Source organism: Streptomyces sp. NPDC046465 (genome assembly GCF_040646035.1).
Lineage (GTDB): Bacteria > Actinomycetota > Actinomycetes > Streptomycetales > Streptomycetaceae > Streptomyces.
Genome location: NZ_JBEYZK010000021.1, coordinates 104693 through 117866 on the forward strand (window position 1 = coordinate 104693; position 13174 = coordinate 117866).

The 13174-nt window shown below is 72.1% G+C and carries 13 protein-coding genes and 1 riboswitch; of the genes, 5 read left to right on the forward strand and 8 right to left on the reverse strand.

The window, feature by feature from the left end; translation table 11 throughout:
- Positions 1 to 112: 112 nt before the first annotated feature.
- The 3 genes from ABZ953_RS29695 to ABZ953_RS29705 all read right to left on the reverse strand — a co-directional run bounded on the left by ABZ953_RS29695 (position 113) and on the right by ABZ953_RS29705 (position 2227).
- Positions 113 to 526, reverse strand: a complete 414-nt coding sequence (locus tag ABZ953_RS29695) for a DUF3040 domain-containing protein (protein WP_361730011.1) — start codon at positions 524 to 526, stop codon at positions 113 to 115.
- A gap of 274 nt (positions 527 to 800) precedes the next feature.
- Complete coding sequence (locus ABZ953_RS29700; protein WP_361730014.1) at positions 801 to 1580, reverse strand: methyltransferase; 780 nt, start codon at positions 1578 to 1580, stop codon at positions 801 to 803.
- Between the two features lie 98 nt (positions 1581 to 1678).
- On the reverse strand, positions 1679 to 2227 hold the full coding sequence (locus tag ABZ953_RS29705; protein ID WP_361730017.1) for an SAV_6107 family HEPN domain-containing protein: 549 nt from the start codon (positions 2225 to 2227) through the stop codon (positions 1679 to 1681).
- A gap of 159 nt (positions 2228 to 2386) precedes the next feature.
- Here ABZ953_RS29705 and ABZ953_RS29710 point away from each other — a divergent pair, with 159 nt between their 5' ends.
- The 5 genes from ABZ953_RS29710 (at position 2387) to ABZ953_RS29730 (ending at position 8371) form a co-directional block, all read left to right on the forward strand.
- Positions 2387 to 3181 carry an ATP-binding cassette domain-containing protein gene (locus ABZ953_RS29710; protein WP_361730020.1) on the forward strand — a complete coding sequence of 265 codons (795 nt, stop codon included), beginning with the start codon at positions 2387 to 2389 and terminating at the stop codon, positions 3179 to 3181.
- The gene (locus ABZ953_RS29715) at positions 3153 to 5237 is read left to right on the forward strand and encodes a YhgE/Pip domain-containing protein (RefSeq protein WP_361730023.1); all 2085 of its coding nucleotides are present in this window, start codon (positions 3153 to 3155) and stop codon (positions 5235 to 5237) included. The genes ABZ953_RS29710 and ABZ953_RS29715 overlap by 29 nt, the downstream gene beginning before the upstream one ends.
- A gap of 47 nt (positions 5238 to 5284) precedes the next feature.
- The gene (locus ABZ953_RS29720) at positions 5285 to 5905 is read left to right on the forward strand and encodes a TetR/AcrR family transcriptional regulator (protein ID WP_361730026.1); all 621 of its coding nucleotides are present in this window, start codon (positions 5285 to 5287) and stop codon (positions 5903 to 5905) included.
- A 297-nt stretch (positions 5906 to 6202) separates the two neighbouring features.
- On the forward strand, positions 6203 to 6817 hold the full coding sequence (locus ABZ953_RS29725; protein WP_361730029.1) for a DUF4126 domain-containing protein: 615 nt from the start codon (positions 6203 to 6205) through the stop codon (positions 6815 to 6817).
- A 30-nt stretch (positions 6818 to 6847) separates the two neighbouring features.
- A complete protein-coding gene (locus tag ABZ953_RS29730) occupies positions 6848 to 8371 on the forward strand; it encodes an NAD(P)/FAD-dependent oxidoreductase (RefSeq protein WP_361730032.1) in 1524 nt (507 codons plus the stop codon).
- Between the two features lie 13 nt (positions 8372 to 8384).
- Here the strand turns inward: ABZ953_RS29730 and ABZ953_RS29735 are convergent, their stop codons facing one another.
- The 5 genes from ABZ953_RS29735 to ABZ953_RS29755 form a co-directional block, all read right to left on the reverse strand.
- Positions 8385 to 9251 (reverse strand): hypothetical protein, encoded by an 867-nt coding sequence (locus ABZ953_RS29735; RefSeq protein WP_361730035.1) that lies wholly within the window; start codon positions 9249 to 9251, stop codon positions 8385 to 8387.
- 45 nt (positions 9252 to 9296) lie between these two features.
- Complete coding sequence (gene metF, locus ABZ953_RS29740) at positions 9297 to 10214, reverse strand: methylenetetrahydrofolate reductase [NAD(P)H] (protein WP_361730038.1); 918 nt, start codon at positions 10212 to 10214, stop codon at positions 9297 to 9299.
- A gap of 103 nt (positions 10215 to 10317) precedes the next feature.
- Entirely contained in the window at positions 10318 to 10977 is a 660-nt protein-coding gene (gene thiE / locus ABZ953_RS29745; protein WP_361730041.1) for a thiamine phosphate synthase, read from the reverse strand.
- 96 nt (positions 10978 to 11073) lie between these two features.
- Entirely contained in the window at positions 11074 to 11439 is a 366-nt protein-coding gene (locus tag ABZ953_RS29750) for an Rv2175c family DNA-binding protein (protein ID WP_361730043.1), read from the reverse strand.
- A 235-nt stretch (positions 11440 to 11674) separates the two neighbouring features.
- Entirely contained in the window at positions 11675 to 12838 is a 1164-nt protein-coding gene (locus tag ABZ953_RS29755; protein ID WP_361730163.1) for an FAD-dependent oxidoreductase, read from the reverse strand.
- A 202-nt stretch (positions 12839 to 13040) separates the two neighbouring features.
- Positions 13041 to 13154: riboswitch (TPP riboswitch) on the forward strand.
- Positions 13155 to 13174: the final 20 nt, after the last annotated feature.

Sequence of the window (13174 nt, forward strand, 5' to 3'; positions counted from 1 at the left end):
ACTCCCGCAACCGTTCGTACAGCCCTTCGTCCATGTCGGACGGGCAGTCCTCGCAGCGCATCCACCCCTCACGGATGCATACGTCTGTTCGATCAGTCGTGAGCCGCTGCGCTCACTGACCACCCTGCTGTTCGTCGCGGCGGCGCTGCCACCGCTGCTCGATGCGGTTCATGACGGAGCGGCGCTGCTTCGCCTGCCGACGGGCCGGAGCCCCACCTGGCCCGGCGGCCGCGGCCGCGGGTTGTTCGCCCGGCTTCGGCGCCTTGCGCCAGCCGGTGACGGCGAGCACCGCGCACCCCAGCATGACGAGGAACCCCACCACGCTGATCCAGATCTGCTGGGCGACCATTCCGGACATGAGAAGGGCGATACCCACCAGGAAGCCCGCGACCGCTTGGTAGACCCGCTTCCGGGTGTACGTACGCAGCCCGCTTCCCTCAAGCGCTGTCGCGAACTTGGGATCTTCGGCGTACAGCGCTCGCTCCATTTGCTCGAGCATGCGCTGCTCGTGCTCCGAGAGCGGCACGGAGTCCTCCTCATCGTGCAGTCGCCGGGGCGACCGGGGGTCCCCTTCAGGATAGGCAGGGAATCGCCCCCGTGAAACCCGCCCCTCTGCGCCAACTTCGCCAAACCGGACCTTCACGCCGACCCGGCTCGCTGAAGCGTGCATTCCCCAGCGGCCGAACCGTCATGCAGGACGGTGTGCCTCGATCATACGGCGCCCGTAGCCCGTTCGGGGGGCCTGTGGCGTACTCCATGTGCGGCTGCGCCCCTGATCAGAGGTCGGCAGCGGCAGCAACTCAGGCCCCGGCCGCGCTCCGCGCCTCACCGAGCACGTGCAGCTGGGTGGCGACGGAGTGGAAAGCGGGCAGTTCCGCGGCGGCGGCCTCCAGCCTCAGGAGGGCCTCCAGGGCGCCCGGCTCGGTGTCCACGAGGACCCCGGGGACCAGGTCGGCGAAGACCCGGACGCCGTGCACCGCGTCGACGCGCACGCCCGCGGCCTCGACCAGCCCGGTGAGCTGCTCGGCGGTGAAGCGGCGCGGCACGGGGTCGCCCTCGCCCCAGCGGCCCGCCGGGTCGCTGAGCGCGGTCTGCGCCTCCTTGAAGTGCCCGGCGAGGGCCCGCGCGAGCACCGCGCCGCCGAGTCCGGCACCGAGCAGGCTGAGCACGCCGGAGGGGCGCAGGGCGTCGACGGCGAGGCGCACGCCCTCGGCCGGGTCGTCCACGTACTCCAGGACGCCGTGGCACAGGACCGCGTCGAAGCCGCCGCGCTCGACGACGTCGAAGAGGCCGAGCACGTCGCCCTGGACGCCGCGCACCCGCTCGGCGACGTCGGCTTCGGCGGCCCGGCGCTCCAGCGCGAACAGCGCGTTCGGGCTGGGGTCGACGACGGTGACGCGGTGGCCGAGGCGGGCGACGGGCACCGCGAAGTTGCCGCTGCCGCCTCCGGTGTCGAGCACATCGAGCTCGGTGCGCGACTCCCGCCCTGTGACCTTGACGCGGCGGTCGAGGGCGTCCTTCAGGACGTCCCAGACCACGGCGGTACGGAGAGAAGCGCGGGGGCGCATCGGGTCCGACACGGCAGTTGACTCCTCGGCGCGTGGGGTTGCGATCGCCTCCACCCTATTGCCTGCCGCGCCGTGTTCCGGCCACGCCTCCCGTGCCGCACAGCCGCCGGTCAGCCCGCGTCCGGCGGCTCCCGGCCCGCCTCCTGGGAGTCCTGCCGGGGCTGGGGCAGCACGGGCTGGAGCACCAGCATCCGCTCGACGATGCGCAGGAACATCGCCACGTCGCGGAGCAGGTCGTCGGCGTCGCGGGGGGTGGCGGCGTCCCTGATGCCCGCCTCGGCGCGGGCCCGGCGGGCGGCGCCGGAGGCGAACAGGGCGCTCCACTCGGTCAGTTCGGGGGCTATCTCGGGGAGGACTTCCCAGGCGCTGCGGATGCGCTGCCTGCGGCGCGGTGTCGTCTCGGGGCGCCCGCGTGCGGCGAGGACGGCGGCGGCGGTGCGCAGGGCGGCGAGGTGGGCGGTGGCATAGCGCTCGTTGGCCGGGTCGAGGCGGGTGGCCTCGTCTATTCCGGCGCGGGCCTGGGCGAGCAGTTCGAGGGCAGCGGGCGGGGCCGTGGCGCGGCGCAGGACGGGGTGGACATCGCTCGCCGGGCCGGTCGGTGCAGAGGCGGGGGCGACGGCGCGGTGCCGACGTGCGGCTGCTGCGGAAGTGCTGGCCATGACGAACCTCCTGTCGTCGTGTGACGGCGCAGTGGCCGTATGTGCCCATCGTGGAGTACGCCACTGACAATCGGCCCTGACCTGGCCCTTTGCCACGATCGCGGGTTCGGGCTTACTTTTGTACTGACCAGTCAGTTCAAAAGAGGGGCAGGGGGGACTGTGGACGGTCCGACCGACGGCGCGCGCGGAGCCGCCGTCACCGCCGGGGACTTCGGGCTCAAGGGACCGCGGGGCTGGGCGTTCCGCGGCATCGGGATCGAGGCGGAGCCCGGGTCGCTGATCGCGCTGGAGGGCCCGTCGGGATCGGGCCGCACCTGTCTGTTGCTCGCTCTCACGGGACGTATGCGTGCCACCGAGGGCCACGCGGCCGTGGGCCGCTTCCGCCTGCCCGGGCAACTGGCCGCGGTGCGCCGGATCAGCGGGCTGGGTCCGGTGCCCGGAGTGACCGATCTCGACCCCGCCCTGACCGTGGCCGAGCACCTGCACGAACGGGCGCTCCTCGAGCGGCGGTTCGGCGGCCCGCTGCGCGGGCTCCTGAGGCCCCGCAGCGAGCGCGGGAACGAGCTGCGGCTGCGCGTCGACACCGCGCTGACGGCCGCCGGGCTCGACCTGGAGACCCTGCCCAAGGGGCGCAGGACCTCCGTGCGCGACCTGGACCGTCTCGAGGTCCTGCGGCTCTCCGTGGCCCTGGCTCTAATCGGCCGCCCGCGCGTGCTGGGCGTCGACGACACCGACCTGAAGCTCTCGGACTCCGAACGGGCCGAGGCCTGGGCGATGTTGAAGTCCCTCACGGAGCGCGGGACGACCGTGCTCGCGGTGTGCAGCGAGGCTCCAAAGGACGCGGTCGTGGTCCGCACCGGCACCACCGACCGCACCGACCGCACCGACCACGCCGACCGCACCGACCACGACAAGGAGGCAGCGGATGCGCTCGCCGAAGCTCGCCGCGCTTGAGCTCAGGCGCTTCGGCAGGGGGAAGCTGCCGCGCGCCGCGCTCGTCGCGCTCCTGCTGCTGCCCCTGTTGTACGGCGCCCTGTACCTGTGGTCCTTCTGGGACCCGTACGGCCACCTCGACCGCATCCCCGTGGCGCTCGTCAACGACGACAAGGGAGCCACCGCGCAGGGCAAGAAGCTCGCGGCGGGCGACAACATCGTCGAGGGGCTGCGGGACAGCAAGACGTTCGAATGGCACGAGGTGAGCGACGCCGAGGCGCGCGAGGGCGTCGAGGACGGGACGTACTACCTGTCGCTGACGATGCCCACGGACTTCAGCAAGCGCATCGCGTCGAGTTCGGGATCCTCTCCGGAGACGGGCGCCCTGCGGGTCAAGACGAACGACGCCAACAACTACATCGTCGGCCAGATCTCCCGGACGGTCTTCTCGGAGGTGCGCTCCGCCGCGTCCACGAAGGCGTCGCGCTCGTTCCTCGACAAGATCTTCATCTCGTTCTCCGACATCCACGGAGCGACGGCGAAGGCCGCGAAGGGCGCCGACAAGCTGGACAGCGGCATCGGCAAGGCGAAGAAGGGCTCCAAGGACCTCGCGAACGGTCTCGGGGACGCCAAGGACGGCAGCGGCAAGCTGGCCGGGGGCGTCGAGAAGCTGCACACGGGTGCGGGCAAGCTGGCGGACGGCTCGAAGAAGGTCGCGGACGGCACCCAGAAGCTGGCCGACAAGGTCAACGGCACCGCGGACAAGGTGCGGCCCTTCCTCAAGGACAACGGCAGGACCATCGGCCACACGGCCCAGCTCGTCGCCGACTCCTCCAAGGCCCTCCGCCACCACCTGGACACCTGGGTCAAGCTCGCCCCCGGCGCGGCCAAGGGCGCCGAAAACAGCTCCCGGGTGATCGGGAACTTCTACGCGGAGCGCTGCGAGAAGGCCCCGGTGCCCGACCCCTACTGTCCCCAGATCAAGGACGCCAAGAAGGCCGCGGCGAACGTGTCGGCCATCGCGGACGACATGAACACCGTGATCAAGGACCAGCGCGGCGACGTCAAGGAGCTCGACAAGCACCTGGCCGCCCTGCAGAAGAAGTCGCAGGCGCTCGCCGACCGCGCTCCGCGCCTCGACGAGGACCTGGAGACGGCCGTCACCCAGATCAACGACCTCAACAAGGGCGCGGCCAAGGTCTCCAAGGGCGCCACGAAGCTGAACACCGGGCTCGGCACGGCCGAGACGGGCGCCACCGACCTCGACACCGGCATCGGCAAGCTGGAGACCGGCGCAGGCGACCTCAAGGGCGGCATGTTCAAGCTGGCCGACGGCTCCGCGAAGCTGTCCGGCGGGCTGCACGACGGCGTCAAGAAGATCCCGGACTACGACAAGAAGGACCGCGACGAGCGCACCGGCGTCATGTCCGACCCCGTGCAGCTCGCTTCCCAGTCGCTGCACAAGGCGCCCAACTACGGCACGGGCTTCGCGCCGTACTTCATCCCGCTCTCCCTGTGGGTCGGCGCGATGGTGGCGTACATGCTGATCCAGCCGCTCAACCGGCGCGCGCTCGCCGCGGGCGCCTCCGCCTGGCGCATCGCGCTCGCCGGCTGGCTCCCGGTGGCCGCCCTCGGCGTGCTCCAGACCGCGGCCCTGCTGTCGGTCCTGCACTGGGGGCTCGGCCTGCAAATGACCAGGGCGGCCGGGACGGTGGGCTTCCTCTGTCTGGTGACGGCGTGCTTCGCGGCGATCGTCCAGTGGCTCAACGCCCGCTTCGGAGCGGCCGGGCGGATCCTCGTCCTCGCCGCGCTGATGCTGCAGCTGACGTCGGCGGGCGGCACGTACCCCGTCCAGACCAGTCCCGGCTTCTTCAGCGCGATCCATCCCTTCCTGCCGATGAGCTACGTCGTCGAGGCGCTCCGGAGACTGATCACGGGCGGCGGCCTCGGCCCCGTCTGGCAGGGCTGTGCGGTCCTGACGGCCTTCACCCTGGGCGCCCTCGCGCTCACCGCCCTCTCCGCGCACCGCAAGCAGGTGTGGACCCTGGAGCGGCTGCATCCGGAGCTGACGCTGTGAGGACGGCGGGGCCGGGACGGGCGGTGAAACCTGTGAGAATCAGGGCCATGGACAGCAGTGCAGGCAGCACCCGCCGCGAGGCCACTCGGCAGAAGCTCTACGAGGCCGCGGTCACCCTGATCGCGGAGCAGGGTTTCTCGGCCACGACGGTCGACGAGATCGCGGAGCGGGCCGGGGTCGCGAAGGGCACCGTCTACTACAACTTCGCGAGCAAATCGGTCCTCTTCGAAGAGCTGCTGCGGCACGGCGTCGGCCTGCTCACCGCCTCCCTGAAGGCGGCGGCCGAGGAGGCGGACAGCGAGGGCGGCAGCAAGGTCGACGCCCTCGACGCGATGATCAGGGCCGGTCTGGTCTTCATCAACCGCTATCCGGCCTTCACCCAGCTGTACGTCGCCGAGCTGTGGCGGACCAACCGGGCCTGGCAGTCCACGCTGCTCGTGGTCAGGCAGCAGGCCGTCGCGGTGGTCGAGGACGTGCTGCGGGCCGGGGTGGGCAACGGCGAGCTCAGCGAGGAGATCGACATCCCGCTGACAGCGGCCGCGCTCGTCGGCATGGTCCTTGTGGCCGCCCTCGACTGGCAGGCCTTCCAGCCGGAGCGCTCGCTCGACGACGTGCACGCGGCGCTGTCGCGGCTGCTGCAGGGCCGGGTGAGCGGCACGCGCGCGTAGCCACCCACCCGTACGACCACACGCACGAACAGCGCCGGTCCTGTGCCCCCCTGTCCCCAGGCGGCACAGGACCGGCGCTTTCGTGTCCCCCGAGGAGCGGTCGAGGGCGCGGCGCCCGTTCCGCCGCCCCGTGTCGGCGGTACCGGCCCCGCGCCCTTCTCCGTGCCCCACACTCTTCCGTCTTCGCAGGTGGAGGCCCATCCGTGCGCGTACTCATCTCTCTCCATAGGTACGGATACTCAGGCGCGCGTGCTCAACCACGGGCCGAGCCGTCCCGGACTGGTTACGATCACGTCCGTGTCCGTACTCCCCCTGGTGTTCACCAGCGGCTGGGCGAGCGGGATCAACGCGTACGCCGTTGTCCTGCTGCTCGGCATCTTCGGAGCGACCGGCGTCAGCGACGAGGTCCCCGAGGCGCTCCAGCGGCCCGACGTCCTGATCGCGGCCGGTGTGCTCTTCCTGTGCGAGGCGGTCGCCGACAAGATCCCGTACGTCGACTCGGTCTGGGACACGGTGCACACCGTGATCCGTCCGGTGTCCGGCGCCGTCGTGGGGGCGCTCCTCGCCGGGCAGAGCGGGTCCCTCTCCGACCTGGCCGCGGGCGCCGTGGGCGGCTCGACCGCGCTGGCAAGCCATGCGGTGAAGGCCGGCACGCGGATGGCGGTCAACCCCTCCCCCGAGCCGTTCAGCAACGTCGTGATGAGCACCGCGGAGGACCTCGGGGTCGGCGGCATCATCAGCTTCGCGATGTTCTATCCGGAAGCCGCCGCGATCATCGCGGCCGTGCTCCTGCTGCTCGGCCTCTTCCTGCTGTTCTTCCTGGTCTCGCGGATCCGGCGGTTCCTGCGGCGCAGGGCGCAGCGGCGCGAGGAGAAGCGCCTTGCGGGGCGTACGGGGGCACCACCGCCCTGACTGTCAGTGGCTGCCGATAAAGTCCCTGGCATGGCACGGATTGTGGTGATCGGCGCCGGGATGGGCGCGATGGCGGCGGCCGCCCGGCTGGCCGTGGCGGGCCACCGGGTGGTGGTGTACGAACGCGGTGGGACGTACGGCGGCGCGCTCGGCAGCGTCGAGCGGGACGGCTTCGCCTTCGACACCGGACCGGCGCTGCTCCAGCTCCCCGCGGTCTACCGCGACCTGTTCCTCAAGACGGGCAAGGAGCCCCTGGAGAAGTGCGTCGAGCTGTCCCAGGTGGAGCCCGCCGTGCGCCATGTCTTCGCGGACGGCACCGCGGCCGACCTGCCGAACGCCTCCCGCGCGGGCGTGGGCGAAGCGCTGGACGCGGCGCTGGGTGACGGCGCGGGCGCGCGCTGGGCGGCGTTCATGAACCGCGCCAGGGAGGCCTGGGACCGCACCCGCCGCCCTCTCCTGGAAGAGCCCTTGTGGCCGAACTGGGAGGTGCTCGCCACGCGCGAGCCGTACCCGTCGGTGCCCCGGAAGCGCCTGCTGCGCAAGGAGCGCCGCGCGGCCACCCTCAGCGAGGTCGGCGAGCTCGAACTGGGCGGCGACCCGCGTCTGGTCGCGCTCCTGGAGCAGTTCGCGCTCGCGCACGGTCTGGATCCCCGTACGACCCCGGCGAGCGCGGCCGTCCTGCCCTATCTGGAGCAGACGTTCGGTGTCTGGTCGGCGCGGGGCGGCATGCGCGCCCTGGCCCGAGCGGTGTACGAGCGGTGTCTCGCGCGGCGGGTCGAGTTCGTGTTCGGCGCGGCGGTGACGCGGATCGTCGAGAAGGACGGCCGGGCCGCGGGCGTGGAGCTCGCGGACGGCACCACCGCGGACGCGGACTTCGTCGTCGCCGGCGTCGCGCCCGCCGCTCTGCACGGCATGCTCCCCGGTGGGGGCGCACGCTCGTCGGGAGACCTTCCCAAGAGCCCCGCCATGCCCAGTCGGCTGACCGTCCTGCTCGCGCTGCGCGGGCCACGCCCCGCGGACGCCCCGCACCGGACGGTGGTGCACGCGGCGGACCGCGCTGAGGAGCTGGACCGGCTGTTCGGCGACGCTTTCGCCCTGGCCACGCACCCCACGGTCACGGTGACGCGGCCGGACGACCCGGCGTCGGTGCCGGACGCGGAGCATGAGGCGGTCACCCTCACCGTCACGGTGCCCGCGTGCCGTGACGCGTCCGACCCGGCCGCCCGCGAGGCGTTCGCCGCCTGCGCGGAGCGGGTGATCGACCGTGCCGGGCGGGCCGTCCCCGACCTGCGCGAGCGCCTCCTGTGGCAGGAGATACGCACCCCTGCAGACATCGCGGAGGCCACCGGCGCCGAGGGCGGCGCGGTCCCGGCACCGGCGCTCGCCGCGGCCGGCGGCACGCTCCTGCACCCGGCCAACAGCACCGCCCTGCCGGGGCTCTTCGCGGTCGGCGGCTGGTCGCACCCCGGCGGAGGCCTCCCCCACGCGGGCATGTCGGGCACGCTGGCCGCGGGCCTGATCGTGGAGGGGCCGGAGTTCCGCGGCTCCCAGTGAGGACGACGGGCCGTCAGTACCGGTACTGCTGCTCGTTGTAGCCCGAGCCGTCGTATCCCCCGGCGTTCCCGTCCTGCTGGTACGGGTAGGGCTGCTCCTGCGGGAGTTCGCCGCCGTACGGCTCGTCGGTGGTGCGCTGCTGCGGCACCCAGACGCCGCCGGGCGGGGTCTCGTTGTACGCCTCGCCGAGGCCGCCGCTGTAAGTGTCGCCGCCGTACGGGGCGTACTGCTGCTGGTCGCCGTAGCCCCCGTAGCTCTGCGCGCCGTAGGTCTGCGTGCCGATGTACGGGTCGGAGTAGGCGGCGTACTGCTGCTGGCCCGTCTCGTCGTATCCGTAGCTCTGCTGGTCGTAGCCGGTGAAGGCGGCCGCGTCGTAGCCGTAGGTGTCACTCGCGGGGGCCTCGCCCGCGGTCGGCGGGGCGTACGCGGCGTCGCTGTACACGCCGTACTGGCCGGTGTCGTCGGGCATCGGCTCGGTCGCGTAGACCCCGCCGTCCCCGGGGGTTTCGGGGCTGTGCTCGGGCGGCGCCGGGACCTGCTCGTACTCCAGGTCGGAGACCTGCAGCGTCGGCTCCTGGGCGGCGGCCGCGCGCGACGGCTTCTTGCGGCGCCTGCTCAGGCCCGGCTGACCGCCGAGCGCCCAGCCGGTGGAGAAGCCGCGGCGGAACGACAGCGTCACGTACGTCTGGCCTGTGGCGAAGGCGATGGCGCCGAGCCCGATGATCCACACCGAGGGGATCATCACTCCGATGACGACCCCGACGAAACCTCCGAAGGCCAGCAGGCGCCAGCGCAGCCTGGCCTTGTACTGCAGCAGCACTTCCCCCAGCAGCCACAGCGCGACGAATCCGAACGCGATGTAGAGGACCGTCCAGCCCATGTACGCCCCTCTCCCCTCGGCCGCGGCCCAAGGGGGTACGACCGTTCAGGCCTGCTGGTGCAGACCCAGATTCTCGTAGATTTCCAGCGTCGCCGTGGAGTTGTTGAGCGTGATGAAGTGCAGTCCCGGCACGCCCTCGGCCAGCAACCGCCGACAGAACTCCGTCGCGAACTCGATGCCAATGGAGCGTACAGCGGCGGGATCGTCTTTGACCGAGAGCATCCGTTCTTTCAGCTCGGCCGGGAATACGGCGTTGCTGAGCTCGGGCAGCCGGTTGAGCTGGCGGACGTTGGTGACCGGCATCATCTCAGGGATGATCGGAGTATCGCACCCGGCCGCCTCGACGCGGTCGCGCAGCCGCAGGTACTCCTCCGGGTCGAAGAACATCTGTGTGATCGCGTAGTCCGCGCCGGCCCGGCACTTGTCGATGAAGTACCGGGTGTCGGAGTCCCAGTCGGGCGAGCGCGGGTGCATCGCGGGGAAGGCGGCGACGCCCACGCAGAAGTCCCCGGACTCCTTGATGAGCTCGACCAGTTCGGCGGCGTACGTGAGGCCCTCGGGGTGTGCGATCCAGTCGCCGAGCGGGTCGCCCGGCGGGTCGCCGCGGACCGCCAGCATGTTCCTGATGCCCGCGTCCGCGTACTGCCCGATGATGTTGCGCAGCTCGGCGACGGAGTGGTCGACCGCGGTCAGGTGTGCGACGGGCGTCAGGGTGGTGTCGGCGACGATCTGCTGGGTCTCCTTGACCGTGCCGGTGCGCGTCGAACCGCCCGCGCCGTAGGTCACGGAGACGAAATCCGGGGCGACCGCCTCGACCCGCCGCAGCGCGTTCCAGAGGTTCCGCTCACCCTTCGGGGTCTTCGGGGCGGAGAACTCGAACGAAAACATCGTTTTACCGGTCGCGAGCATGTCGCGCACCGTCCGCGCACGGTCAGTCCTGGTCGAAGCTGTGCCTAGGGCCATATGGGCAGGTTAGCCAGGCCCCGGCGGTCGCCCAACCAGAGTGGGAAGATTTGGCCGGTTTGCCGGTTTGTTGTCCACGGATCGGACACTCCCGGGCTGTTGCTCAGACAGACGTACGCAGCCGCTTCGCGAAGTCGGCCGCGGCGGCCCCGGGGTCGTCCGCCTCGGTGATCGCCCGTACGACGACGACGCGGCGCGCGCCCGCTTCGAGGACCTCGTCCAGATTGCCCGCGTCGATGCCGCCGATGGCGAACCAGGGGCGGTCCGTGCCGAGCGAAGCCGTGTAACGGACCAGGTCGAGGCCCGGGGCGTGGCGGCCCGGCTTGGTGGGCGTGGGCCAGCACGGGCCCGTACAGAAGTAGTCCACGCCGTCCTGGACGGCCGCCGCGGCGGCCTCCTCCTCGGCGTGCGTGGAACGGCCGATGAGGACGTCACCGCCGAGGACGGCGCGGGCCGCGGGGACGGGCAGGTCGCCCTGGCCCAGGTGCAACACGTCCGCGCCGATCGCGTGGGCGACGTCCGCGCGGTCGTTCACCGCGAGGAGCTTGCCGTGCCGCCGTGCGGCGTCCGCGAAGACCTGGAGGTGCGCCAGCTCCTCGGCGGCCTCCAGGCCCTTGTCGCGCAGCTGCACGATGTCGACGCCGCCCGCGAGGACAGCGTCGAGGAACTCCGGGAGGTCACCCTGGCGCTTGCGGGCGTCCACGCACAGATAGAGCCGGGCGTCGGCGAGCTGGGCGCGGTGATCGGCGGCAGCGGCAGCCATGGGTAAGTCCCCCGTTGTCGGTGGCGTGCGGGGCGCGTGACGGCACGCGCCCCGTACGCCGGACGATGTGTTCAGGTCAGACGGCCGAGCACCCGCTCAGACGGCCAGCGCCTGGGCGCGGCGCTTCACCTCCGTGCCGCGATTCTCGCTCAGAGCCTGCGCGGGGGTGCCGGGCAGGGTCGGGTCGGGGGTGAAGAGCCACTCGATCATCTCTTCGTCGGAGAAACCGTCGTCCCTAAGGAGCGTCAGGGTCCCGGTGAGGCCCTTGACGACCTTGTCGCCGTCGATGAAGGCAGCCGGCACCTGCAGCGCGCGGTTCTCACCACGGCGTACGGCGATCAGCGTGCCCTCCTTGACCAGCTGGCGCACGCGGGTCACCTCGACATCGAACATTTCCGCGATGTCGGGGAGGTGCAGCCAGGCGGGGACGAGAGCATCGGTCTTTGCGTCAATCTCGGTCACAGGTCCAGCGTATCTCTGGCCGGGGGGCCTTGGGTCGGGGTGGGCTGTGGGGGGGCTTGCTTGTGGTCGGGTGCGGGGTGGTGGGGGCTGGTCGCGCAGTTCCCCGCGCCCCTGGGGGGTCCGGGTGGCCCTTGGCCCAGAGGCTGGGCGCGGCAGCCTCAGCCTCTGGCTCGTGAGCGGCCGCGGGGAGGTGGGGGCTGGTCGCGCAGTTCCCCGCGCCCCTTGGGGTGGTGCGCTACAGAGCCGCCTTCTTCAAGGGGATCGATGGGTCTGACGTCAGGGTCGGGTCCAGGGGGGTGCGGGATTCGATCAGTTTGCGGCCCTGGGCCAGGTCCCGTGGGCGGCCCACCGCCAGGACCGCCACCAGGGCACTGTCACGCAGCCAGCAGACCGACCAGGCCATGCCCGTCGGGTCGCCCCGCCAGACCATGTGGTCGGCCGCCGCGTGGTGGCCCGCGTACTGCACGAAGCGGCCGAACTGCTCCGACCAGAAGTACGGCACCGGGTCGTAGGCCGCCGGTGTCTCGCCGATGATGTTCGCCGCCACCGTGCGCGGGCCCTGGAGGGCGTTGTCCCAGTGGTGGACCAGGAGGCGCTCCCCGTACCTTCCCGAAGGGAAGGAGGAGCAGTCGCCGACCGCGTACACGTCGGGCGCCGACGTGCGCAGCCGGTCGTCGGTCACGACCTCCCGGTGCGTGCCCAGCTCGATGCCGGAGCCGGCCAGCCAGCCCGTCGCGGGCCGTGCGCCGATGCCGACGACGACGGCGCCCGCGGGCAGCCGGGTCCCGTCCGCCAGGACCACCGCGCCCGGCTCGACGCGCTCCACGCGCGCGTGGGTGCGCAGCACCGCCCCGGAGTCCGCGTACCAGCCCGCCATGGGCGCCGCGACCTCCGCGGGCAGCGTCCCCGCGAGCGGCCGTCCCGCCGCCTCGACGACGGTGACGGCGCAGCCCGCCTCGCGCGCGGCCGTCGCGAACTCCGCGCCGATCCAGCCCGCCCCGACGACCACGACGTCGTGCTGCTCGGCGAGGACCGGGCGCAGCCGCTCCGCGTCGTCCAGGGTGCGCAGGAGGTGGACGCCTGGCACGCCTTCGGTGCCGGGAAGGCCGATCGGTTCGGCGCCGGTCGCGAGGACCAGGTCGTCGTACGCGACGGGTCCCTCGGCGGTGTCCAGCTCGTGGTCGGCGGGGCGCACCCCGGTGACCGCGCGGCCCAGGACCAGCTCGATGCCGAGCGCCTCGAAGTCGATGTCGAAGGCGGAGCCCTCCGCCTTGCCGAGCAGCACCGCCTTGGACAGCGGCGGCCTGTCGTACGGCTGGTGCGGTTCCGCCCCGACGACGGTGACCGCGCCGGTGAACCCCTGTTCGCGCAGGGCCACCGCGGTCTGCACCCCGGCCATCCCCGCGCCGACGATGACGACGCGCCGCGCCGCCTGCCGCTCTTTCCCGGTCTGCCTCTGCTGCTCGCTCACCCGATCACTGTAGGGCGGCCGGCCGGGACGCTTTCAGATGGATACGAGGAGATCTCTGACACACCGTCACTGCCCGTACCCGGACAGCTCCCCTACTGCCACGCGGAGCGACGGGCTAGGGTGGCCGGTGCAGAGCACTCGCGGGAGCCCGGACGCACCGGGCTGAGAGGGAGGCTGGGACGGCCTCCGACCGTACGAACCTGATCCGGGTCATGCCGGCGAAGGGAGGGGCTGGACGCCCATGCATCCACGTACGACATCGCC